This window comes from Mesorhizobium sp. M1E.F.Ca.ET.045.02.1.1 (genome assembly GCF_003952485.1).
Lineage (GTDB): Bacteria > Pseudomonadota > Alphaproteobacteria > Rhizobiales > Rhizobiaceae > Mesorhizobium.
The window spans coordinates 4,617,068-4,641,118 of sequence record NZ_CP034447.1; the positions used below are offsets into that span (position 1 = coordinate 4,617,068).

Sequence of the window (24,051 nt, forward strand, 5' to 3'; positions counted from 1 at the left end):
TGCCGGCGCGGACCGAAGCCTTACCTGTTAGTGCACCTCGTAGCCGACTTCCTCGCTGGCGTGGCACAAGGCCTTCCAGAACGAGCGCGCGAAGGAACGGAACACATAGATGTCGAACTGGTCGGCGCCGCTGCGCTGGATCTGTGCGAAGACGTCGTGATGATTGGTCGAGCGGCCGGCACCCAGCGGAAAGGCTGGCAAGGCGAAGTCGATGGCGAAGAATTTCGCCATCACCCACTCCGCTTTCGGCCCGGCGATACGGATCGCGGTGCGGCCATGCGAGAGGTCGGTAAGCGTGCCGATGGAGGGAGTGATCACGCCCGTGAACGCGGAAGCCAAGCCCTCGGTTTCGTCGACCACGGTGAATTTGCCCGGTGCGAAGCCGAATGCCGACTTCATGCCGTTGGTGACGCCGCCCCCGGCGCCATCCGGCAGAGCAAGGCCTGTAACCTTGTATATGCCGGACATCAGCCGCTTCTCTTCACCCGGCCAGGCCGCGAGCTGCAGGATCGAGCCTGGTCGCGTCTCGGACAGGATGACGTCGACGCCATGCTCGAAATTGCCATGTGAGCCCGGGTGATAGGCCGGCTCAAGCGGCGATTGGCGCTCAACCATGCATGCGGCTCCCGTCCGGATCGTAGAAATGATTGGAAACGATCTCGATCGGTCCAAACCGGCTGCGAAGCGGGTCGGAGACGAAGGCGCGCGTACCGTGGCGCGCCTTGCCATCCTTCACCAGCGCCAGCGCGATGTATTTGCCGAGCGCCGGCGAATAGCAGCAGGCCGTGATATGGCCGATCGAATCGTGCGGGTTCTCTTCGTCCAATTCCTCGACGATATGCGCGCCGCCGTTGAACGGGCGGTTGTCGAGCGAGATCAGGCCGACAAGCTGTAGCCGCTCCGGCGAGATCAGGCCTTCGCGGTCCATCATGGCCGAGCCGATGAAGGGCTTCTTTTTCGACAGCATCCAGTCGAGATGGAGGTCGCGCGCAGTGGTGCGGCCGTCGATCTCCGCGCCGGTGACGTGGCCCTTCTCGATGCGCATCGTGCCCAGCGCCTCGAGCCCGTAGGTGACCAGGCCGAACGGCTTGCCGGCCTCGATCAGAGCCTCCCAGACGCGCGTGCCGTAGCCGGCGCCGGAATAGACCTCGAAAGCCATCTCGCCGGAGAAGGAAAGGCGGCAGATCATCACCGGCACGCCGGCGATCTCACCACGGACGATGCCCATGAAGGGAAGCGTCGCGTTGTCGACGGCGGTGCCGGTAACGCAGGCGGCAAGGATGGCTCGGGCCTTCGGACCGCCGATCGCGGCACCCGCCCATTCGTCGGTGACCGAAGTGACGGTGACCTTCAGCTCCGGCCAGATGACGTCGAGGAAATATTCCAGATGCTGCATCACCTTGCCGGCATTGGCGGTGGTGGTAGTCATCAGGAATTCCTGCTCGCCGAGCCGCCACGTGGTGCCGTCGTCGAAGGCGAGCCCATCCTCGCGCAGCATCAGGCCGTAGCGGGCCTTGCCGACCGCGAGCGTCGAAAACATGTTGGTGTAGACGCGGTCGAGGAATTCCGCCGCATCCGGGCCCTGAACGGCGATCTTGCCGAGCGTCGAGACGTCGACGATACCGGCGCTCTCGCGCGTCGCCCTGGCCTCGCGCACATAGGCCTGCTCGACCGTTTCGCCGGCGAGGCCGTAGATCATCGGGCGATACCAAAGGCCGGCCGAATACATGGTCGCGCCGTTGTCGATGTGCCAGTCATGCATCGGCGTCAGCCGCTCGGGCTTCAAGTCGCCGAAGCGCTCGGCCGCCAGTGAGCCGATCGATACCGCCGTATAGGGTGGCCGGAAGCGCGTCGTGCCGACTTCCGGGATCGGCTTGCCGAGCGCTTCGGCCATGATGGCGAGGCCCGGCACGTTGGAGCTCTTGCCCTGGTCGGTCGCCATGCCGAGCGTGGTGTAGCGCTTCAGATGCTCGACCGAGACGAAGCCCTCGCGATGCGCGAGCCGCACGTCCTCGGCGGTCACGTCGTGCTGGAAGTCGACGAAGCTCTTGCCCTTGGCCTTGATCTCGAAGACCGGCGCCGGATCGGGGTCGCCGGGAGCTGCCTCGACGACTGGCAGAGGCGCTGGGGATGCGCTTCCGCCTGCGGCCTGAAGGCCAGCCGCGCGGCCCTCGGCAATGGCTTCCGCGGTCGAGAAACTACCGGTGAAAGCGCCGGCGCCGATCCAGCGTTGCGTCGGCTGCGGCGGCAGGAAGGCCTGCCTGCCTGGATCCCATTCGGCTTTCGCGCCGGCCTGGCTGGCGAGATGGATGGTCGGCGACCAGCCGCCCGACATAGCCAAGCAGTCGGCATGGATGCTGCGTTCGTCGCCGCTGAGCGCCCCGTTGGTCAGGTCGAAGCGCTGCACCTTGAGGCCGGTGAGCGCCTTGCCGCCTTCGGTCGCAACAACGGCATGGCCGGCGAGCAACTCAGCCTCTGCCTCGCTCGCCAGCCTGCTCATCTCGCTCGACACGTCCCTTCGGACATCGACGATGGCGACGACAGCGGCGCCGGCCTTCTTCAGCGCAACGGCCGAGCGATAGGCGCTGTCGTTGTTGGTGAACACAGCGATCCGCGCGCCGGGCAGCACGCCATATTCATTGGCGTAGCGTTCGGCCGCGTGCGCCAGCATGACGCCCGGACGGTCGTTGCCCGGAAACACCAGCGGACGCTCGAACGATCCGGTGGCGAGAACCACCGTCCTGGCGCGGATCGCCCAATAGCGCTGGCGCGGCTCGCCCTTGGCCGGAACCTCCTTATGGTCGGTCACCCGTTCGAGCGCGGCCAGCGTGTTGCCGTCGTAATAGCCCCAGACCGTCGTGCGCGGCAGGAGGCGGACATTGTCATTGCCTTCGAGCTGGCCGACGATGCGCCCCGCCCACTCGGCAGCCGGCGCGCCGTCGATCGTCTCGCCCGACCAGTTGGCCGAGCCGCCGAAGCGTGCCTCGAGGTCGGCCAGGATCACGCGGGCGCCCTGGTCTGCCGCGGCCTTCGCCGCCATCAGGCCGGCTGGGCCGGAACCCACGACCAGCACGTCGCAGAAGGCGTTCATGCGCTCGTAGCGCGAGGTGTCGGGGGCGACACCCGCTCTGCCGAGGCCGGCGGCGCGGCGGATGAAATGCTCGCAGAACATCCAGAAGCGTGTGCCCTTCAGCGGACCGATCACCGGCCCCATGAAGGTTTTGTAATAGAAGCCGGCCGACAGGATCTTGCCGCCGAGCTGGTTGATGGCGCTGATGTCCCAGGCGAGCGAGGGAGAGCGGTTCTGGCTGACGGCGACGAGCCCGTCATAGATCTCGACCATGGTGGCCGGGACATTAGGCTCGCGCACATCGCCGCGCAGCACCGTCACCAGGGCGTTAGGCTCCTCGACGCCGGCGGCGAGCAGGCCGCGCGGACGGTGGTATTTGAACGAGCGGCCGAACAGCGTGACGCCGCTGGCGAGCAGCGCCGAGGCGAGTGTGTCGCCGGCATGGCCTGTATAGGGCGCGCCGTCGAAGGTGAAACGGATGGTGCGCAGCCGGTCGATGCGGCCGCCGGTCTCGGTACGGCGGGAGCTCACGGCTTGCCCTCCGTCCTGTGGCCCGCGGATTTGTGTCCGCCGCGAGCAAAGGCCGTGCTCAGGATTTCATGGGTTACGGTGTTGCGCACGACGCGCAGATGCGCGCGGCAGCCGCCCGAATGCTGCCAGATCTCATTGTGGTCGCCGGCCGGGTTCAGCCGGTCGTAGACATAGGCGTTCCAGGCGTCGAGATCCTGCGAGGCCGGCTGCGGCCGCTCACGGTTGCCGTCGCCCTGGTAGGTGAACTCGATGACATCGCGCGGGCCGCAATAGGGACAAGTGATCAGCATTCTGTTTCAAACCCTAATGCAACCGGGGGTTCGCACCCTGGCCTTTGTCGTCGATGATGAGGCCTCGATAGAAACGGTCCAGCGTGAAGGGCGCGTTGAACTCGTGCGGCTCGTCCTTGGCGATAGTCCAGGCGAAGCACCAGCCTGACGCGGGCGTTGCCTTGAAGCCGCCATAGCACCAGCCGCAATTGAGATACATGCCGGGCAGCGGGCCGGTGGTGATGATCGGCGAGCCGTCCATCGTCATGTCGCAAAGCCCGCCCCAGGAGCGCAGCATGCGCACCCGCGCCAGGCCCGGGAACAGCGCCAGCATCTCGCTCATCACCTCGTCGACGATCGGCAGGCTGCCGCGCTGGGCATAGCTGTTGTAGCCGTCGAGGTCGCCGCCATAGACGAGGCCGCCCTTGTCGGACTGCGAGATGTAGAAGTGGCCCATGCCGAAGGTGAGAACGGTGTCGACGACCGGCTTCAGCGATTCCGAGACGAAGGCCTGCAGAACGTGGCTTTCGATCGGCATATGCGAAATGCCGGCAAGCCGCATGACGCTGCCGGTGCTGCCGGCAACCGCAAGCGCCACCTTCCTGGCGCGGACCTCGCCGCGCGTGGTCGTCACGCCGGTGACGCGGTCGCCGTCGCGCAGGAAGCCGGTGACCTCGCAATTCTCGATGATGTCGACGCCGCGCCGGTCGGCGCCGCGCGCATAGCCCCAGGCGACAGCGTCGTGGCGGGCGGTGCCGGCACGCGGCTGCATCAGTCCGCCAAGCACGGGGAAGCGCGCCGAACCCGAGACGTCCAGCGCCGGGACAAGCCGCTTGATCTGGTCGATGCTCATCAGCTCCGCGTCGACGCCGAGATGGCGCATGGCATTGCCGCGCCGGGCGTAGTCGTCGAGCTGGGCCGGCGTATGCGCGAGGTTGAGGCAGCCGCGCTGCGAGAACATGACGTTGTAGTTGAGGTCGTGCGACAGGTTCTCCCACAGCTTCATCGAATGTTCGTAGAAGCGGGTGTTCTGCGGCAAGAGATAGTTGGAGCGCACCGCGGTGGTGTTGCGGCCGACATTGCCGGAGCCCAGCCAGCCCTTTTCCAGCACCGCGACATTGGTGATGCCGTGTTCCTTGGCAAGATAATAGGCTGTTGAAAGGCCGTGGCCGCCGCCGCCGATGACGATCACGTCATAGGACGCCTTGGGGGCCGGCTTGCGCCAGGCCGGCTTCCAGTCCTTGTTGCCGGTCAGCGCGTTCTTGAGCAGCGAAAAGGCTGAGTATTCCGCCATTCTTCCTATCGTCCTTTTGGTGCGAGGCGGCAGACTATAGAGCAGGCGGGAAGCGCAAAGCCAAGATTGCGCCATCGCTTTTCGACAGGCCGACTCCGATCCGCGTCGTCGGGCACTGATGGAGACGGCTTGCCGCCAGATATACCGGTCTTTATCAAGGGCGGGATTTTAGGGGATTTTTCGGTCGCGAGTCGCCTGTCACGTCATGATCTTCCGACTGCTACGCCTGATCCTGGTCGCCATGGTCGCCGTCGCGGCGCAGCCGTCGCTCGATGCGTTGGCGCAGGCAATCGGCCATGGCTCGGCTCAGCTCATCGCCGACCAGACCAAGACCATCCAGGACCTGACGGCCAAGGCCGACGGTTTGGAGAAGAAGATAGGCGATCCTGGCGAAGACGATGCCGGCCTCGTCGATATCCGCCTGCAGCTCGAGGATATATCGCGCGCGGCGCTGAACAGCGCGCTGGCGTTTCGTTCGCGCCTCAACGACATCAACAATCGTATCGAGGTTCTGGGGCCGGCGCCGGCTCAGGGACAGCAAGAGCCCGCGATCGTCGCCAACGAACGCGCTGCCCTTACGGCAGAGAAGGCCGAGATCAATGCTGTGGTCGCCAGCGCGCAGAACCTTTCGATCCGCGTCAGCGGCCTGGTCGACAGGATCGCCACCATGCGCAGCGAGCTTTTCCGCAGCGTTCTGACGAAACGCTACGAATTGACCGATGCGCTGAGCCCGCAGGGCTTTTCCGACGCGCATGACCAGTTCACCGGCCTCTACAAGGCCGTGGCGTCCTGGCTGACCTTCGCGCTCAAGTTCAAATTCCAGGCGATTCTTGCCGCGACGCTGATGGCGCTGGCGCTGGCGGCAGTCCTCCTCATCGGCGGCCGGCGGCTGTTCGGCCGCGTTTTCGAGCCCAATCCATCCGTGGAGGACCCTTCATACCTCAGCCGGCTGTCCGTGGCGTTCTGGTCGACGCTGCTGCCGACAGCGGCGCTCGCCGTGTTCTTCGCCTCGGCGGTGTTCTTCTTCAACTATTATAACGTGCTGCGCGGCGACATCGGCACATTCCTCAATGCGTTGCTGGCCGTGGTCGCGATGGTGTTTTGCGTCAACCGGCTGACCAACGCGGCACTGGAGCCGCGACTGCCGAACTGGCGGCTGATTCCAGTCGCAACCGGTCCGGCGCGCTGGCTGGTGCGGCTGGCCACCGCCATGGCCGTGGTTCTTGGCTTCAATTACTTCCTGTCGGTCGTCAACGAAAAGATGGGCTCGCCGCTCTCGCTGACGATTGCTCGAAGCTTCGTCGCCACCATTATCGTCGGCGTCATCCTGATCCTGATGGGATCGCTGAGGCCTTTCAGGGCAGAAGACGGTTCGCGGCGGCCGTGGCCGGCATGGCTTCGCTTCGTTGCCATCGGGCTCGGCCTGTCCACCATCGCGGCGGCGCTGCTCGGCTATATCGGCCTTGCGCTTTTCGTGTCGGTGCAGGTCGTGGTCACCGGCACCACTCTGGTCACCGCCTATATCGGCTTCCTGTCGGCGCGGGCGATCGGCGAGGAGGGCGGCTTCGCCGACACTTCGGTCGGGCGCTGGCTGTTGGCCAATTCCAGCTATGAGGACACCGCGCTCGACCAACTCGGCCTGGTGGTCAGCATCGCCATCAACCTGATGATCGTGCTGGTGTTCCTGCCGCTGATCCTTTTGATGTGGGGCTTCCAGCCCGGCGATATCGAGGCTTGGGCCTACAAGCTGGCCACGGGCGTCACGATCGGTTCCGTCACCATCTCGGTGCTGGGCATCCTCACCGGCATCGTAGTCTTCGCCATCGGCTATTTCCTGACGCGCTGGTTCCAGGGCTGGCTCGACGGGTCGGTCATGGCGCGCGGCAAGGTCGACACCGGGGTGCGCAACTCGATCCGGCTGGCCGTGGGCTATGCCGGCGTCGCGCTCGCGGGGCTCGTCGGCATATCGGCGGCGGGCATCGATCTTTCCAATCTGGCGCTGGTCGCCGGTGCGCTCTCTCTCGGTATCGGCTTCGGCCTGCAGAACGTGGTCTCGAATTTCGTCTCCGGCCTGATCCTGCTTGCCGAACGTCCGTTCAAGGTGGGCGACTGGATCGTTGCCGGCGACATCAGCGGCACGGTCAGGAAGATCAGCGTGCGTGCCACCGAGATCGAGACGTTCCAGCGGCAGTCGGTGATTCTGCCCAACTCCAACCTCATCAACAATGCCGTCGGCAACTGGACGCATCGCAACAAGCTCGGCCGCGTCGATATCAAGGTCGGCGTCGCCTATGGCAGCGACGTCAAGCGCGTCCACGCGCTTCTGCTCGATATCGCGCGCGGACATCCCATGGTGCTCAAGAATCCGGAGCCCTTCGTGCTCTTCGGCAATTTTGGGGCGGCCGCACTCGAGTTCGAAATCCGGGTGTTCGTGGCCGACGTGATGAACGGCAGCATCGTCCAGAACGACATCCGCTTCGCGATCCTCGATATCTTCGAGGACGAGCATATCGAGATCCCGTCGACGCCGCGCGCCGTGGTCGAGACCAAGAAGCAGGAGTCCTGGCCGATCGACGACGACAAGATCGAGGTGGAATTTGCCGAGCGCGAGCGACTGGAGGCGGAAGCAGCGGCCGAGCAGGCACGGCTCGCCAAGATGAAGCGCAAAGGGCGCAAGCCCGATCCGGGCTAGGGTGCATCGAGATTCGGGGTGAGACCGGCCTGCAAATGGTGCTTACCTGCGCTTCCGGTGCTCACGTACTTTCAAGTACGCTCCGCTCCGGCCTTCGCCGGCCGAAGCCCTCATAAGGGTCTCCGCTCTATGAAGGCTACGGCCGGCGTAGGCCGGTTCTCGGAAACCACCATTTTCGACACGGCCTGCCCCCGAATCTCGATACACCTTCGGGGGCGCTGCATCCGGCTGCCAAAACCAATTGTGGCATGAATGCGGCATTCAGTTGCGGTTCAGCTTGCATCTCATATAAGCTCTCACGCAAAGGGCGAGAATGCCTTGCGAAGTGCAACAGAGGCGGTGTGGAAACACCGGAAATTGCAATGTGGAAGTCTGTCGTTACCGCTATCGCTTTCCTGGCTATGGGCGGTTCGGCTTTTGCCGCCAGCGCGGTCAACAAGGACGCTCAAACGCGGACGTTGATCGTCACCGAAGGCGGCGGCAAGACCGAGCTGGCGCTGGCCGCCGGCGAGACGGTGGAGTTCTGCCCGAATGGCTGCTTCGTCACCCTGCCCAATGGCGACCTCGAAGCGCTGACCGGTTCCGAAACCGTCGAGATCTCGGGCGGCGTTGCCCGTATCAAGTAAAACCTGCAACATGATCGGCAAAGGCCGGACGGACGTCCGGCCTTTTATCGTTTCCGGTAGCCGCTGCTTAACGATGACGCCGGAAATACTGTTCGTCCAGCGCGTTGCAACCGGGCGTTTTAACGTTCGCTCCGCCATCTCCCGTTATATCCGCTGCAAGGACGCCGACACGCGGCGCGGGGTTAGCAGGGCAGGACAATGGACGCGCGGTCGGACAGGAACGCAATCCCGCTTGCGGTCGATCTCGATGGCACGCTGATTGCAACGGACCTTCTGTGGGAAGGCCTGTTCATCCTCCTCAAGAAGAACCCGCTCTATCTCTTTCTGGTGCCGCTCTGGCTGGCTGGCGGGCCCGCGCGGGTCAAGCAGGAAATAGCCAAGCGCATCGACATCGATCCGGCTTCGCTGCCCTACCGGGCTGAATTGCTGGCACGTCTTCGGGCCGAACACGAGGAAGGCCGCAAGATCGTGCTGGCGACCGGCACGCCGCGCAAGTTCGCCGAGGCGATCGCCGCCCATCTCGGCATCTTCGATCGCGTGCTGGCGACGGACGGGCCGCACAATTTGACGTCGGGCAGGAAGCGGGCGTCGCTGGCCGCCGCCTATGGCGATGCCGGCTTCGACTATGCCGGCAACAGCCACCACGATCTCAAGGTGTTCGACGCCGCCCGCAACGTGATCGTCGTGGCGCCGGACCGCAGCGCCCAGCGCTGGCAGGCGGCGCACGGCGCGGAGACCATGCCGGCGCCGAAGCGGACGCTGAAGACCTACGTCAAGATGCTGAGGGTCCATCAGTGGCTGAAGAATTCGCTGATCGCGGTGCCGATGGTGCTGTCGCATGAGTATTTCAACTTCGGCATGATCTGGGAGTGCCTCCTGGCATTTGTTTCGTTCAGCGCCGTGGCGTCCGCCATCTACATCGTCAACGACTTCTTCGACCTTGCGCTCGACCGCAAGCATCCGACCAAGCGCAACCGGCCATTCGCCAGCGGCGCGCTGTCGATCCCGTTCGGCCTCGGCGCCATCATTGCGCTGCTAGCGATCGGCATCGCCGCCGGCTGCCTGCTGCCGATCGAGTTCCTCGGCGTGCTCGGCGGCTACATCTTGGTCACCACGGCCTATTCGCTGTCGTTCAAGCGCATGCTGCTGGTCGATGTCCTGACGCTCGCCGGCCTCTACACGATCCGCGTTTTGGCGGGCGCGGCCGCTACCGGCGTCGACGTTTCCTTCTGGCTGCTCGCCTTTTCGATCTTCTTCTTCCTGTCGCTGGCGCTGGTGAAGCGCTTCGTCGAATTGCGCACGACCGCCATCCCCGCCGGCGAGCGGATCGCCGGCCGCGGTTACCGCACCGAGGACCAGGAGATCGTCGCCCAGGCGGGCATGGCCTCGGCCTTCTCCTCGGCGCTGGTGCTGGCGCTCTATATGGACAGCGTCTCGGTGCGCGAGCTCTATCCGCATCCCTGGCTGGTCTGGCCGCTCGCGCCGATCGTGCTCTACCTCACCATGCGCGTCTGGATCCTCGCGCGCCGCGACGAGATGCATGACGACCCGGTCGTCTTCATCATCAGCGACTGGCGCAGCCAGATCGTCGTTGCCATCGGCGCGGCGCTTCTGATGGTCGGAGGCTGGGGCTGGTGAGGATGGGTGGCGAACGCTTCGGCAGCTTTGGGCTGACGACGCCGCCGGCGCGCCGGGCGATGCCGGCCGACGAAGCCGTTGCGCTGTTGAAGAGCGGCGCGGCAAAGCCCGGCTCGCTCATCGGCTACGGCAATGGCCGCTCCTATGGCGACAGCTGCCAGAACGACGCCGGCATGGTCGTCGACATGCGGCCGCTGGACCGTATCCGTTCTTTCAACGCCGAGACCGGCGTGATCGAGGCCGATGCCGGTGTGCTGCTTTGCGACATCATCGCGCATGCCGCGCCCTACGGCTTCTTTCCGGCCGTGGTTCCAGGCACGCAGTTCGTGACGATCGGCGGCGCCATCGCCAACGATGTCCACGGCAAGAACCACCACCGGCGCGGCACGTTCGGCTGCCATGTCGAATCGTTCACCTTGCTGCGGTCCGACGGCCGGACCTATCGCTGCTCCGACACCGACAATGCCCATCTGTTCATGGCGACGATCGGCGGCATGGGCTTGACCGGATTGATCCTGTCGGCCTCGATCCGGCTGATGCGCGTGCCGTCGCTCGACATCGTCGAGAAGGTGACCCGGTTTCGCGACCTCGGCGAATTCTTCGATCTTGCCGATGCGGCCGACCGCGCCAACGAATATGCCGTTGCCTGGATCGATCAGCTTGCCGGCGGCCACGGGCGGGGACGCGGGCTGCTGTTGACCGGCAACCATGCCGAACATGGATCGCATGCCGCGGCGCTGGCGGGCAGCCGGCTTTCGGTGCCCGTGCGGCCGCCCTTCAACGTGCTCAACCGGCCGTTCCTGACCGCCTTCAACGCTGCCTATCGGTGGAAGAAAGGCTGTTCGTCCGATGCGCGCCAGGCGGGCTACCAGGGCTTCTTCTTTCCGCTCGACGGGGTTCGCGACTGGAACCGCCTGTATGGACCGCGGGGGCTTTTCCAGCACCAGAGCGTGGTGCCGGAGGTCGTCGCCCGGCGCGCCGTGCCGGCCCTGCTCGAGGCGGCGCGGCGGGCCGGGCAAGGCTCCTTCCTGACGGTGCTGAAGCGGTTTGGTGACGTCCGTTCGCCGGCGCTGCTGTCGTTTCCCCGGCCGGGCTACACGCTGACGCTCGATTTCCCCAACAGGGGTGAAAAGACGCTGCGGCTGCTCGCCGAACTCGACCGCATCACGGTCGAGGCCGGCGGCGCCGTCAATCCCTACAAGGATGCGCGCATGGAGCCCGAAACCTTCGCTGCGTCCTTCCCGCAATGGCAGCGGCTGGAGGCGCTTCGCGATCCCGCTTTCCTATCGGGTTTCTGGGCGCGGACAGCAAAAAAACTGGATGCTCGACGAGGTGCCGCGGAAGCTGCGGAATAGATCGAATTTGAGTAGATCTTGGTAAATGAAGCGTTAAGATCGAGGTTTACTCAAAATAGACATGTGATTTCACCAAATATTTGCAGGTTTGCAGTAGGACCGCTCAGGGCGGGGTGGCAACAATGAAATACATCGTCTTTATTCTTTTTACCGTCATGACCAATGCCGCTGCGCAGCTGATGCTGAAGCAGGGCATGATGTCGCTGGGGCCGATTTCGTTCGACGGCGCCAATCCGCTCGTCAAGCTGCTGCAGGTCGTGTTCAGCCCGTGGGTCTTCCTCGGCCTCTGCACTTTCGTCATCTCGATGGCCTCGCACCTTTACGTGCTGTCGAAGGTCGAGCTCAGCTTCGCCTATCCGTTCCTCAGCCTCGCCTATGTCGCGGTCGCCGTCTTTGCCTATTTCGTGTTCCGCGAGGACCTCAATGGCTGGCGCATCGCCGGCATCGCCTGCATCTGCGTCGGCACAATCTTGATCGCTCAAAGTGGTCGCGATCTGGGCGGTCGCGGGCATGAGGACCAGGCCGCTTCCATCACCCCCGACAAGATCGGCACAAACGAGATCGTTCGATGAGACATGTGATTTTTGGCGGCGACGGCTTCGTCGGCCGTCATCTTGCTCCCAAGCTTGCCGCGGACGGCGAGAACGTCGTCGTCGCCGACATCGTCAAGAGCGACCTGCCGCACTATCGTTCGGTGCGCTTCATCACCTGCGATGTGACCGATCCGGCATCGGTCGCGGCACTGGGCCTCAGGGCCGACGACATGGTCTACAATTTGTCGGCCAAGATGCTGTCGCCGATCCAGGTGCGCGCCAAGCGGCACGACTTCTTCTTCCCAGTGAATTTCCACGGCACCGAGCACATCATCCAGGCGATGGACAAGGCCGGCGCCTCGAAGCTGGTCCACTACACGACCGACATGATCTACGGCCACACGGTGGTGCTGCCGATGACGGAGGATCATCCGGTCGCGCCGCTTGGCGAATATGGGCTGTCGAAGCTCAAGACCGAGGAGCTCGCCGCCGAATGGCGCAAGCGCGGCATGTCGATCTCGCTGTTCCGGCCGCGGCTGATCATCGGCCCTGGGCGTCTCGGCATCCTGGAAAAGCTCTTCAAGCTGGTCGACTGGAATTTTCCCGTGCCGATGATCGGTTCGGGCCGGAACCCTTACCAGTTCATCTCGGTGTTCGATTGCGCAGAAGCCGCCCGCGCGGCCTGGAAAGCCGGCGTGCCGAACGAGGCCTACAATCTCGGCTCGCTCAATCCGCCGCCGGTCAGGAAGCTGCTCGGCGACCTGATCCGCCATGCCGGCTCCAAGTCGATTCTGCTGCCGACGCCGGGCTGGGCGGTCAAGCGCACGCTCGACCTGCTCGATCTCATGAACATGCCGATCATGGATCCGGAACAGTATCTGATCGCCGACGAGGAATGCGTGCTCGACGTGTCCAAGGCCGAGCGTCAGCTCGGCTGGGTGCCGCAATACCGCGACGAGGACATGCTGATCGCCGCCTACAGCGAATATCGCGCCAAAAAGGACGGCCACGCCGTCGCCACCGAACACGTTCCTGCCGAATAAGACGGCGAAGGGGAGATTTTCGAGATGACCGTCATGGCCAAGCCGGAACACACGGGGACACGCGCGCTGGTCGAAGCGCCGGCGCTGTCGCCCTCGACCATCGCCAAGCCGGATCTGATCAGCGTCGAGCAGGCCAAGGCGATGGACGTCGCCCGCATCACGGACCTGTTCAAGGCGCACCTCAACCCGGGCCAGCTGCATTTCATGAAGCTGCTCGGCTTCCATAAGGTCAAGATCGAGCGCGCTGAAGGCATGTTCTACATCGACCAGAACGGCCGCAAGATCCTCGACTTCTTCGGCGGCTTCGGCTCGCTGGCCTTCGGCCACAACCATCCGCGCATCCTGGAAGCCCGTCGCAAATTCCAGGAGGAGAAGCGCCAGGAGATCGCCATCGCCTTCATGTCGCAATATGCGGCAGCGCTCGCGCACAACATCGCCAAGTGCTCGCCCGGCGAGCTCGACATGGTGTTCCTGGGCTCGTCCGGCTCGGAGGCGATGGAAGCGGCGGTGAAGCTCGCCGAGCGCGCCGCGGGGCCTAAGCGGCCGAAGGTCGTCTATGCCGAGAATTCTTTCCACGGCAAGACCAAGGGCGTGCTGGCGATCACCGACGGTCAGCTCTACCGTGCAGACTTCAAGGTGGCCGACAATGTCGTGCGTGTTCCCTTCGCCGACATCGACGCGGTCGAGCGCCTGTTCAAAAGCGATCCCGGGATCGGCGTCATCGTGCTGGAAACCATCCAGGGCGGCGGCGGCATCATCCAGGCAGAGGCGCAATATTGGCAGAAGCTGCGCGCGCTTTGCGACCAGCATGGCGTGCTGTGGGTCGCCGACGAGGTGCAGTGCGGCTATGGCCGCAGCGGCCGCTTCTATGCCTTCGAGCATTACGGCGTCGTGCCGGACGTGACTGCGCTGGCGAAATCGCTCGGCGGCGGCAAGGCGGCGGTCGGCGCCATGATCGCCAAGCGGGACGTCTACATGAAGGCCTATGGCACGCCGAAGACGGCGATGATCCATGCCATGGCGACCTTCGGCGGCATGGGCGAGGCTTGCGTCACCGCGATCGAGGCGCTGAACGTCCTCTATGACGAGGGCCTCATCGACAACGCCGCCTCGACCGGCGATTACCTTCTGCAGCGGCTGCAGGCGCTGAAGGAGAAATATCCAAAGATCATCAAGGACGTGCGCGGCAAGGGTCTTATGGTCGGACTCGAGTTCCACGATTTCTCGCAGACCCTGCCGATGATGCTGCGTCCGGTGGTGAGCGTGCTCGACGACAAGCTGAAGGGCTCGCTGTCGGGCTTCGTCGGCTCGCTGCTCCTGCGCGACTATGACGTGCTCGTCGCCTTCACCGAGTACAATCGCAACGTCATCCGGCTTGAGCCGCCGCTGATCTGCCAGCGCGAGCATGTCGACCGCTTCGTCGATGCCTTCGACAACCTCCTGTCGCGCGGCATCGTGGCGATCGTGAAGGACTTCGTCAAAAGCCAGGTCCTCTGAGACAGACGATGCTGACCAGGCCATCACCCGTCGCTCCCGCCAATCCGCTCGACCGGCTGACCGGCGCCGGTCTTGCCTGGGGCGAGGGAGCCTATGCAAGATGGGCCGCGCCGATCGGCGCGGCGACCTTCTCGCTCTATATCCTGCTCACCGCTTTCACGGCCTGGTTCATGCCCGACGCCAATTGGGACATGCTGCCCTATCTGGCGATCGCCGAGGAAGACGCCTATCCCGATCCGCAGGCGCTGCACGACTATGCCTACAGCACGGTGAAAGCCGGCGTGTCGGCCGGCGACTACAAGACGCTGACCGATGATGGCGGCGGCTTTCGCAGCCACATGACGGAGAATGCCGCCGACTTCCATTCGCTGCTCGGCATGTACCGGATCAAGTTCCTCTACGCCGAGATCCTGTCCAGCCTCAGCCATGTCGTGTCGCCGGTCGAGGCGATGCGGCTGGTGCAGGTGTTCTCGGTGCTGCTGTTCGGCGCGATCACGCTCACCTGGCTGCGCGCGGAAGGCGCGCTGGCGCTGGCGCCCGTCGTCGGCGCCGTCCTGATCATGTCCGATTTCGGCGACGCCGCGCGGGCTTCGACGCCTGACCTTCTCTGCTCGGCGCTGTTCCTCGGCGGGCTGTTCGCCTATGTGCGCAAGCGCGAGGCGGCGACGGCGATTCTGCTTTTCCTCGCCTTCATGGCGCGGCCGGACAACATCGTCTTCCTCGCCATCTTCGCCGTGCTGCTTGTCGCATTCCGGCAGAAGGCGTGGGGGGCGCTGGCTGGTTTCGCTGTCTCTTTCGTCGCCTATTTCGCCATCTCGCACTGGGCCCAGCACCCCGGCTGGTGGCCGCATCTGTGGTTCTCCAGCATCGAGCAGCACTACAATATGGACGGTTTCGAACCGCCATTCTCGGCGGCGGCCTATCTCAGGGCCTTCGCCGCCTCGGTGGTGCGCGCCATCAACGTCAACAACTGGGTCGGCGTCTCGGTGCTGGCTTTAGCCGGCTGGTACGGGCTCGACCGCGCCGGCTTCCGGCTCGACCGGCGCGCCGGCATCCTGCTTGCGGCGCTCGTGCTCGGCGTGCTCGCCAAGTTCGCGGTCTTCCCGATCCACGATACGCGCATCTATTTCCCCAATCTTCTGCCGCCCTTCCTGCTGCTGGCCGCGCCGCTGATGGCACTGTGGGCATCGGCCAGTCGGGGCGGTCGCGCGGCGCTGGAAGTCGTTCCCGAAGACAATTGATGAATCCGGTTTCGAGCCTTGCGCGCGTGCTTCATTCGCACGGCTTGCCGGCGGGCCGCACGATCTCCAACCTTGCGTCCACGACGGCAATGACTCGCGATTGCCGGCCAACCACGCTTGACAAGATGGCGCCGGCCCGTTCAACCTAGGCCATTCACCAGGGGAGTCCCGGCAAGGGGCTGAGATACTGCTGGCTTCTGCGGCGCAGTGACCCGTTGAACCTGATCCAGTTCATACTGGCGTAGGGACGGTGCAAGCGCTTTGCGGGAGTTCATGCCCGAAGACCTGTTCGCACAGGTTGACCAAGGCGGCTTTACATCCTTCCGGCACAGAACTGGGTCTCCAATGCAACGAGCAAAGGAGCCTCAAATGAATGCCTTGACCCCGACCGTATCGACCGGGCCGCTGCCGGCGTCGCGGAAGATCCACAAGTCCGGCGTCCTCCATCCGCAGATCAGGGTGCCGATGCGCGAGATCGCCGTTCACCCGACCGCCGGCGAGGCGCCAGTGACCGTCTACGATCCGTCCGGCCCCTATACCGACCCGGCGATTGAAACGGACATCGAAAAGGGTCTTGCCAGGCTTCGGGAGGACTGGATCGTGGCACGCGGCGATGTCGAGTCCTATGACGGCCGCCATGTCAGGCCGGAGGACAACGGATTTGCGACAGGAGAGCGCCTGACGCCGGAATTTCCCGTCCGCAATCGTCCGCTGAGGGCAAGGGCCGGCAAGGCGGTGACGCAGCTCGCCTATGCGCGCGCCGGGATCGTCACGCCCGAGATGGAATTTGTGGCCATCCGCGAGAACCTTGGCCGCGAGATGCTGCGGGGCAAGCTGCAACAGGATGGGGAAGCGTTCGGCGCGTCGATACCGGATTTCGTCACGCCGGAATTCGTGCGCGACGAGGTGGCGCGGGGCCGCGCCATCATCCCCGCCAACATCAACCATCCCGAGAGCGAGCCGATGATCATCGGCCGCAATTTCCTGGTGAAGATCAACGCCAATATCGGCAATTCCGCAGTCACCTCGTCGATGGCCGAGGAGGTCGAAAAGATGGTCTGGGCGATCCGCTGGGGCGCCGACACGGTCATGGACCTGTCGACCGGCCGCAACATCCACAACATCCGCGAATGGATCGTGCGCAATTCGCCGGTGCCGATCGGCACGGTGCCGCTCTACCAGGCGCTGGAGAAGGTGGGCGGCATCGCCGAGGATCTGAGTTGGGAAGTCTATCGCGACACGCTGATCGAGCAGGCCGAGCAGGGCGTCGACTACTTCACCATTCATGCCGGCGTGCGGCTGCACTACATCCCGCTCACCGTCGGCCGGGTTACCGGTATTGTCAGCAGGGGCGGCTCGATCATGGCGAAATGGTGCCTTCACCATCATCGCGAAAGCTTCCTCTATGAGCATTTCGAGGAGATCTGCGACATCGCCAGAGCCTATGACGTCTCCTTCTCGCTCGGCGACGGCCTTCGCCCCGGCTCGATCGCCGATGCCAATGACCAAGCCCAATTCGCCGAGCTGGAGACGCTTGGCGAATTGACGAAGATCGCCTGGGCGAAAGACTGCCAGGTGATGATCGAAGGCCCCGGCCATGTTCCCATGCACAAGATCAAGCAGAACATGGACAAGCAACTTGCCGTCTGCGGCGAGGCGCCGTTCTACACTCTCGGGCCGCTGACGACGGACATAGCGCCGGGCTACGACCACATCACCTCCGGCATCGGTGCCGCCATGATCGGCTGGTTCGGCACGGCCATGCTCTGCTATGTGACGCCGAAGGAACATCTCGGCCTGCCGGATCGCAACGACGTCAAGACCGGCGTGATCACTTACAAGATAGCCGCGCACGCCGCGGATCTTGCCAAGGGGCATCCCGCGGCGAAGATCCGCGACGACGCGCTTTCGCGGGCACGGTTCGAGTTCCGCTGGGAAGACCAGTTCAACCTGTCGCTCGATCCCGAAACCGCGCGCTCGATGCACGACGAGACCTTGCCCAAGGAAGCGCACAAGCTGGCGCATTTCTGCTCCATGTGCGGGCCGAAATTCTGCTCCATGCGCATCTCCCACGACATTCGCGCGGAAGCGCAGAAGGAGGGGATGGCGGCGATGGCGGAGAAATATCGCGCAGGCGGCGATCTCTATATGCCGGTCGAACCGCCCGAGGCGGAAAATCAGGCTTTGGCGCAGAAAGATCGGGAGACGCACTGAGCCATGCGCCGCGTCCTTGTCAAAGGCGCCGGTGTGGCAGGCCTCACCGTCGCCCACGAATTGGCCGCGCGGGGTGCGTCGGTCACGGTTGCTGAAATTCGCAGCCAGATAGGCGGCAACGCCTCCTGGCTCGCTGGCGGCATGCTCGCCCCCTGGTGCGAACGCGAAAGCGCCGAGGAGGCGGTTGTCACGCTCGGCAAGGTTTCGGCCGACTGGTGGGAAAGGACGCTGCCCGGGCTCGTGACAAGGGCCGGCACTCTCGTCGTCGCTCACGCGCGCGACGCCTTCGAGCTTGCCCGTTTTTCGGCTCGCACGCGCAATTGTGAGCCGCTCGACGAAAAGGCGATTGCCGCCCTCGAACCCGATCTTGCCGGTCGCTTCCGCCAGGGCCTGTTCTTTGCCGGCGAAGCCCATCTCGATCCCCGTCGGGTTCTCGAAGCCCTCGCCGGCAAACTGCGCGCCATGGGCGTCGTCTTCCTTTTCGAGGCGGGCGAGGTTGCCCTTTCCGACTTCGATCAGGTGATCGACTGCACGGGCATCGCGCGAGCCGACGACGACTTGCGCGGCGTGCGCGGCGAAATGCTGCTCCTCCACACGCGTGAGGTCTCGCTCGCCCGGCCGGTGCGTCTGCTCCATCCGCGTCATCCGATCTACGTCGTGCCGCGGGCCGATCATCACTTCATGGTCGGCGCGACCATGATCGAAAGCGACCATGACGGGCCGATCACCGCCCGTTCGCTGATGGAGCTTCTCAATGCTGCCTACGCACTCCATCCGGCGTTCGGTGAGGCCGAAATCGTCGAGACAGGAGTGGGTGTACGCCCTGCCTATCCCGACAATCTGCCGCGGGTGAAGCGTCGGAAGGACGGCGCGATCACGATCAACGGTCTCTACCGGCACGGTTTCCTGCTCTCACCGGCCATGGCCGAGCAGGCTGCCGGCCTTCTCTTCAATTCATCTGCCGACAATTCATCTGCCGGCCTGGAGTCTGAAAATGAAGCTGATCGTCAATGGCGAAGCGCTTGAGGTCGAGGCGACAACGCTCGACGCCCTTTTGAAGGAGCTTGACTATGAGGGCGGCTGGCTCGCCACCGCGCTGAACGGCGATGTTGTTCCCGCGGCCGGACGGGCGGAATTCCGGTTGAGCGAGGGCGACCGGATCGAAATCCTGTCACCCATGCAGGGAGGCTAGCCGATGTTCGATCTTCTCGGGACAAAACTTGCCTCGCGCCTGCTGCTGGGCACCGCCCAATATCCTTCGCCGGCGATCCTGGCCGATGCGGTCAAGGCGTCAGGCACCTCGGTGGTGACCGTCTCGCTGCGCCGGGAAATGGCCGGCGGCAAGGCCGGCGAGAAATTCTGGTCGCTGATCCGTTCGCTCGGCGTGAGGGTGCTGCCCAACACCGCCGGCTGCCACTCCGTGAAGGAAGCCGTGACGACCGCGAAGATGGCGCGCGAAGTCTTCGGCACGTCCTGGATCAAGCTCGAAGTGATCGGCAACCACGACACGCTGCAGCCCGACGTCTTCGGTCTGGTCGAAGCCGCGCGCATCCTTTGCGAAGACGGGTTCAGCGTTTTCCCCTATACCACCGACGACCTTATCGTCGCCGAGCGGCTGCTCGAGGCAGGCTGCAAGGTTCTGATGCCGTGGTGCGCGCCGATCGGCTCGGCGCTCGGGCCGGTCAACATCATGGCGCTGCGCTCGCTGCGCGGGCATTTCCCCGACGTGCCATTGATCGTCGATGCTGGTCTCGGACGACCGTCGCACGCGGCAACCGTTATGGAACTCGGTTTTGACGCCGTGCTCCTCAACACCGCGGTTGCCAAGGCGGCCGACCCGGTGGGCATGGCGCGCGCTTTCGGCAAGGCGGTCGATGCCGGCCGGGAAGCGTATGGTTCAGGACTGCTCGAGCCGCGCGACGTCGCCGTGCCATCGACTCCTACAATCGGCAGGGCGGTTTTCTCATGAAGCTCGATCCCTTCTACTTGATCGTCGACAGCGCCGCCTGGATCGAACGGCTTGTGCCGCTCGGCGTCAGGCTGGTGCAACTCCGCATCAAGGACATGGACGAGGGCAGGCTGCGCGCGGAAATCCGCAAGGCAAAAGCCTTGTGCGCGCGACACCATTGCCAGCTCATTGTCAACGATCATTGGCGGCTGGCGATCGAAGAGGGCTGCGACTTCGTCCACCTCGGCCAGGAGGACCTGCAGGCCGCCGACCTCTCGGAGATACGGGCGGCCGGCATCAGGCTCGGGCTGAGCACCCATGATCATGCCGAACTGCAGACGGCTATGGCAGCCAGGCCCGACTACGTCGCGCTGGGTCCCGTCTATCCGACCATCCTGAAGACAATGAAATGGGCGCCGCAGGGGCTCGAGAGGCTTCGCGCCTGGAAGGACGCCGTCGCACCCATTCCGCTGGTCGCCATCGGCGGCCTCAATCCCGAACGGCTCGATGGCGTTTTCGGGGCCGGCGCCGACAGCGCGGCGGTGGTGACGGACATAACGCTGAATCCGGACCCCGAGGCGCGTACCAGGGAATGGATCGACAAGACGGAGCAATGGCGCTGAACCGGGACCCGCATGTGCTCGTCGTCGGCGGATCGGATTCCAGCGGCGGCGCCGGGATTGCGCGCGATATCGAGACGATCTCTTCGATCGGCTTGCGCAGTTGCGTTGCCGTCACCGCGGTAACGGTGCAGACACACCAATCCGTTACGGCGGTCCACCATATGCAGCCCGGCCTGGTCGCCGATCAGATGCGCGCGGCGCTGCGGGCCAATAAAGTGTCGGCGATAAAGATCGGAATGCTTTCAACGGGACGCGTTATCGCGGCGGTTGCCACCGTGCTCGGCGAAAATCCGCGGATACCGACGGTCCTCGATCCGGTGCTGGCTTCCACGTCGGGCAGGCAATTGCTGGAACCGGGAGCGATCGGGGTCCTGAAACGCGATCTCATGCCGCTTTGCCGTCTGGTCACGCCGAACCTCATCGAGCTGGCGATCCTGACCGGTTCGGATTTGGCCGCGGACGACGAAGATGCGCTGCGGCAGGGAAGGCGATTGCTTGCGGACGGGTCCCAGGCGGTGCTCATCAAGGGCGGCCATGCGGCGGGACCCAGATCAACGGATATTCTGTTGAGCGGCGGGCAAGAACCTATCCGCTTCGACATGCCCAGGCTTGCCGGATCGATGCGCGGGACCGGCTGCATGCTGGCGAGCGCGATCGCCGCGCATCTGGCCGGCGCGAAACCGCTCGAGGACAGCGTGCGCGAAGGCAAGCGGTTTGTCTTCGGGAAGCTTTTGCGAGGTATCGAGCGCGAATTCGGCTCCGGCACATCAGGAAATCCTCACCGGTGACACCCCGGACGAGGCGCGTTCGGCTGTCAGGGTCGCTCGGCCTTTTCCTAATGTCGCAAACAGGCTTCAATCACCCTACCGCTCGGCCCTATAGTCCGCCGGCTTTACCACTTTGGAGTCGCGGGCAATGGCAGAGTTTCCGAAAAAGGCGAAGGTCGTCATCGTCGGTCTGGGCGGTATCGTCGGCGCGTCGGTCGCCCATCACCTGATCGAGCGCGGCTGGGACGACATCGTCGGCATCGACAAGTCGGGCATCCCGACCGATATCGGCTCGACGGCGCATGCCTCCGACTTCTGCTACACGACCAGCCACGACTTCCTGTCCTGCTGGACGACGCTCTATTCCATCGATTTCTACGAAAAGATGGGCCACTACGCCCGCATCGGCGGCCTGGAAGTCGCGCGCGTCGGCGACGATGGCCGCATGGAAGAGATCAAGCGCAAGATCGCCTCGGCCAAGTCCTTCGGCACACGCGCCCGCCTGATCGAGCCGGCCGAGATCAAGCAGAAGTTCCCGCTGATCGAGGAGCATCTGGTGCAGGGCGGGTTGTGGGATCCGGATGCCGGCCTCGTCATCCCGCGCTCGCAGACGGTCGCCGGCAAGCTGGTCGACCAGGGTGTAGCCTCCGGCAAGCTCCAGGCCTTCGCCAACACCTCCGCCAAGGAGCTGATCGTCGAGAATGGACGCATCAAGGGCGTGGTGACCGAGCGCGGCACGATCGAGGCCGACTATGTCGTCGTCTGCACCGGTATTTGGGGACGGCTCACCGCGGCATTGGTCGGCGAGGATCTGCCGGTCATGCCGATCGACCATCCGCTGACCTTCTTCGGCCCCTACAACGAGTTCGCCGGCACCGGCAAGGAGATCGGCTGGCCGCTGCTGCGCGACCAGGGCAACTCCGCCTATATGCGCGACACCGGCGACCCCAAGACCGCCGAAGGCGGACAGATCGAATGGGGCTACTACGAAGAGACCAATCCGCGTCTCTGCCACCCGCGCGACCTGCTCGAGAAGGACCAGGCGCGGCTCTCGCCCTCGCAGCGCGACCTCGACATGGAGCAGATCATGGCGCCGCTGGAGCGCGCCATGGAGCTGACGCCGATCCTCGGCGAGCTCGGCTACAATGAGGGCCATTCCTTCAACGGGTTGCTGCAGGTGACGACCGATGGCGGCCCGTCCATGGGCGAAAGCCAGAAGGTGAGGGGGCTTTGGTATGCCGTCGCCATATGGGTCAAGGACGGCCCGGGCATGGGCAAGCTGATCGCCGACTGGATGACCGACGGCCGCACCTCGATCGACCACCACGCCATCGACTATGCGCGCTTCTACCCGCACCAGATGCAGGAGCAGTTCATCTGGGATCGCTGCACCGAGACCGCGATGAAGGTCTACAATCCGGCTGTGCATCCGCGCGAGCCCTTCTCCAAGGGCCGCAACATCCGTCGCTCGCCTTTCTGGGAGCGCGAGAAGGAGCTCGGCGGCTATTTCATGGAGCTGGGCGGCTGGGAGCGCGCCCACGGCTATGCCGCCAACGAGCACCTGCTCGAAAAATACGGCAACCGCGTGCCGGTGCGCGAAAACGAATGGGACAACCGCCATTTCTGGCGCGTCTCCAATGCCGAGCATCTGGCGATGAGCGAGGATTGCGGCATCGTCAACCTCTCGCACTTCTCGATGTACGATGTCGAAGGCCCTGACCATGTCGCGCTGCTGGAATGGCTGTGCGCGGCCAAGATCGGCGGCGACAACAATATCGGCAAGGGCATCTATACCCACTTCCTCGACGAGGAAGGCATGGTGCGCGCCGACTTCACGGTGATCCGTATGGCCGACCGCTGCCGGGTGATCGACGGTGCGGACGCCGGTCCGCGCGACTTCCGCTACATGCAGCGCACCGCGCGGGACAAAGGTTTTGATGTCACCGTCACCGACGTCACGGAGAAGTACGTCACGATCGGCATCTGGGGGCCGAATGCCCGCGCCACCTTGCAGAAAGTGGTCGAGGACCCACAGGGGCTTTCGCCGGAGAATTTCCCGTTCGCCGCAATCAAGCCGATCCGCATCGCCGGCAAGGATGTCACTGCCTTCCGCATCTCCTATGTCGGCGAGCAGGGCTGGGAGCTGCATATGCGTTACGAGGACGGGCTGGCCGTCTGGGACGCGCTGCGCTCGACCGGCGTCATGCCGTTCGGCGTCGAGACCTATGCCAACACCCGCCGCATGGAAAAGAGCCTCAGGCTGCAGAATGCCGACCTCCTGACCGAGTACAATCTGCTCGAAGCCGATCTTGCCCGCCCGAAGGTCAAGGAGAACGATTTTTGCGGCAAGGCGAAACACCTCGAATATCGCGCCCGCCACCATCAGCCGGCGATACTCTGCACGTTGGTGATGACCGAGAACACCGATGCCAAGGGTGTCGCACGCTATCCGGTCGGCACGATGCCGGTGCAGGACCCCGCGACCGGCGAGACGCTGGTTGACGAGCTCGGCCGCCGCTCTTTCACCACTTCGGTCGCCTACGGCCCGACGATCGGCAAGAACATCGCGCTTGCGTACCTGCCCTGGGCCTATGCCCAGGAGGGCCGCAAGCTGCAGGTGGAGTATTTCAGCGAGACCTATCCGGTCGAAGTGGCCGGCGTCGGCTACAAACCGCTCTACGATCCAGAAAACCTGAAGCCGAGGAGCTGA

The 24,051-nt window shown here is 64.4% G+C and carries 19 protein-coding genes and 1 riboswitch; of the genes, 15 read left to right on the plus strand and 4 right to left on the minus strand.

The genetic code is table 11. From position 1 onward, the window contains the following. Nucleotides 1-27 precede the first annotated feature (27 nt). The 4 genes from EJ070_RS22170 to EJ070_RS22185 are packed head-to-tail and all read right to left on the minus strand — an operon-like array spanning nucleotide 28 to nucleotide 5,164. Complete coding sequence (locus tag EJ070_RS22170) at nucleotides 28-615, minus strand: sarcosine oxidase subunit gamma (protein WP_126093259.1); 588 nt, start codon at nucleotides 613-615, stop codon at nucleotides 28-30. Next, nucleotides 608-3,601: a sarcosine oxidase subunit alpha gene (locus tag EJ070_RS22175; RefSeq protein ID WP_126093260.1), complete on the minus strand. Its 2,994-nt coding sequence runs from the start codon at nucleotides 3,599-3,601 to the stop codon at nucleotides 608-610. Before EJ070_RS22175 ends, EJ070_RS22170 begins: the two co-directional genes overlap by 8 nt. Continuing rightward, entirely contained in the window at nucleotides 3,598-3,891 is a 294-nt protein-coding gene (locus EJ070_RS22180) for a sarcosine oxidase subunit delta (protein ID WP_126093261.1), read from the minus strand. The genes EJ070_RS22175 and EJ070_RS22180 overlap by 4 nt, the downstream gene beginning before the upstream one ends. Before the next feature lie 13 nt (nucleotides 3,892-3,904). Beyond that, on the minus strand, nucleotides 3,905-5,164 hold the full coding sequence (locus EJ070_RS22185; RefSeq protein WP_126093262.1) for a sarcosine oxidase subunit beta: 1,260 nt from the start codon (nucleotides 5,162-5,164) through the stop codon (nucleotides 3,905-3,907). A 205-nt stretch (nucleotides 5,165-5,369) separates the two neighbouring features. Here EJ070_RS22185 and EJ070_RS22190 point away from each other — a divergent pair, with 205 nt between their 5' ends. The 15 genes from EJ070_RS22190 to EJ070_RS22265 all read left to right on the plus strand — a co-directional run bounded on the left by EJ070_RS22190 (nucleotide 5,370) and on the right by EJ070_RS22265 (nucleotide 24,051). Next, entirely contained in the window at nucleotides 5,370-7,856 is a 2,487-nt protein-coding gene (locus EJ070_RS22190; RefSeq protein ID WP_126093263.1) for a mechanosensitive ion channel family protein, read from the plus strand. 362 nt (nucleotides 7,857-8,218) lie between these two features. Beyond that, nucleotides 8,219-8,482 (plus strand): hypothetical protein, encoded by a 264-nt coding sequence (locus EJ070_RS22200; protein WP_126093265.1) that lies wholly within the window; start codon nucleotides 8,219-8,221, stop codon nucleotides 8,480-8,482. Between the two features lie 198 nt (nucleotides 8,483-8,680). Next, nucleotides 8,681-10,120 (plus strand): UbiA family prenyltransferase, encoded by a 1,440-nt coding sequence (locus EJ070_RS22205; RefSeq protein ID WP_126093266.1) that lies wholly within the window; start codon nucleotides 8,681-8,683, stop codon nucleotides 10,118-10,120. A gap of 2 nt (nucleotides 10,121-10,122) precedes the next feature. Then, a complete protein-coding gene (locus tag EJ070_RS22210) occupies nucleotides 10,123-11,475 on the plus strand; it encodes an FAD-binding oxidoreductase (protein ID WP_126093267.1) in 1,353 nt (450 codons plus the stop codon). 122 nt (nucleotides 11,476-11,597) lie between these two features. Next, a complete protein-coding gene (locus EJ070_RS22215) occupies nucleotides 11,598-12,047 on the plus strand; it encodes an EamA family transporter (RefSeq protein ID WP_126093268.1) in 450 nt (149 codons plus the stop codon). Beyond that, complete coding sequence (locus EJ070_RS22220; RefSeq protein ID WP_126093269.1) at nucleotides 12,044-13,051, plus strand: NAD(P)-dependent oxidoreductase; 1,008 nt, start codon at nucleotides 12,044-12,046, stop codon at nucleotides 13,049-13,051. The genes EJ070_RS22215 and EJ070_RS22220 overlap by 4 nt, the downstream gene beginning before the upstream one ends. A gap of 24 nt (nucleotides 13,052-13,075) precedes the next feature. Then, nucleotides 13,076-14,548, plus strand: a complete 1,473-nt coding sequence (locus tag EJ070_RS22225) for an aspartate aminotransferase family protein (RefSeq protein WP_126093270.1) — start codon at nucleotides 13,076-13,078, stop codon at nucleotides 14,546-14,548. Nucleotides 14,549-14,556: 8 nt separating this feature from the next. Then, nucleotides 14,557-15,789 carry a hypothetical protein gene (locus EJ070_RS22230; protein ID WP_126093271.1) on the plus strand — a complete coding sequence of 411 codons (1,233 nt, stop codon included), beginning with the start codon at nucleotides 14,557-14,559 and terminating at the stop codon, nucleotides 15,787-15,789. Nucleotides 15,790-15,938: 149 nt separating this feature from the next. Then, a riboswitch (TPP riboswitch) is annotated at nucleotides 15,939-16,055 on the plus strand. 103 nt (nucleotides 16,056-16,158) lie between these two features. Beyond that, entirely contained in the window at nucleotides 16,159-18,003 is a 1,845-nt protein-coding gene (gene thiC / locus EJ070_RS22235; protein WP_126093272.1) for a phosphomethylpyrimidine synthase ThiC, read from the plus strand. A 3-nt stretch (nucleotides 18,004-18,006) separates the two neighbouring features. Beyond that, nucleotides 18,007-19,029, plus strand: a complete 1,023-nt coding sequence (gene thiO, locus EJ070_RS22240; protein ID WP_126093273.1) for a glycine oxidase ThiO — start codon at nucleotides 18,007-18,009, stop codon at nucleotides 19,027-19,029. Beyond that, nucleotides 18,998-19,195: a sulfur carrier protein ThiS gene (gene thiS, locus EJ070_RS22245; protein WP_041003173.1), complete on the plus strand. Its 198-nt coding sequence runs from the start codon at nucleotides 18,998-19,000 to the stop codon at nucleotides 19,193-19,195. The genes thiO and thiS overlap by 32 nt, the downstream gene beginning before the upstream one ends. Before the next feature lie 3 nt (nucleotides 19,196-19,198). Beyond that, the gene (locus tag EJ070_RS22250) at nucleotides 19,199-19,972 is read left to right on the plus strand and encodes a thiazole synthase (RefSeq protein ID WP_126093274.1); all 774 of its coding nucleotides are present in this window, start codon (nucleotides 19,199-19,201) and stop codon (nucleotides 19,970-19,972) included. Next, complete coding sequence (locus EJ070_RS22255) at nucleotides 19,969-20,574, plus strand: thiamine phosphate synthase (protein WP_126093275.1); 606 nt, start codon at nucleotides 19,969-19,971, stop codon at nucleotides 20,572-20,574. The genes EJ070_RS22250 and EJ070_RS22255 overlap by 4 nt, the downstream gene beginning before the upstream one ends. After that, the gene (locus EJ070_RS22260) at nucleotides 20,565-21,362 is read left to right on the plus strand and encodes a hydroxymethylpyrimidine/phosphomethylpyrimidine kinase (protein ID WP_126093276.1); all 798 of its coding nucleotides are present in this window, start codon (nucleotides 20,565-20,567) and stop codon (nucleotides 21,360-21,362) included. Before EJ070_RS22255 ends, EJ070_RS22260 begins: the two co-directional genes overlap by 10 nt. A 127-nt stretch (nucleotides 21,363-21,489) precedes the next feature. Next, nucleotides 21,490-24,051 carry an FAD-dependent oxidoreductase gene (locus EJ070_RS22265; RefSeq protein WP_126093277.1) on the plus strand — a complete coding sequence of 854 codons (2,562 nt, stop codon included), beginning with the start codon at nucleotides 21,490-21,492 and terminating at the stop codon, nucleotides 24,049-24,051.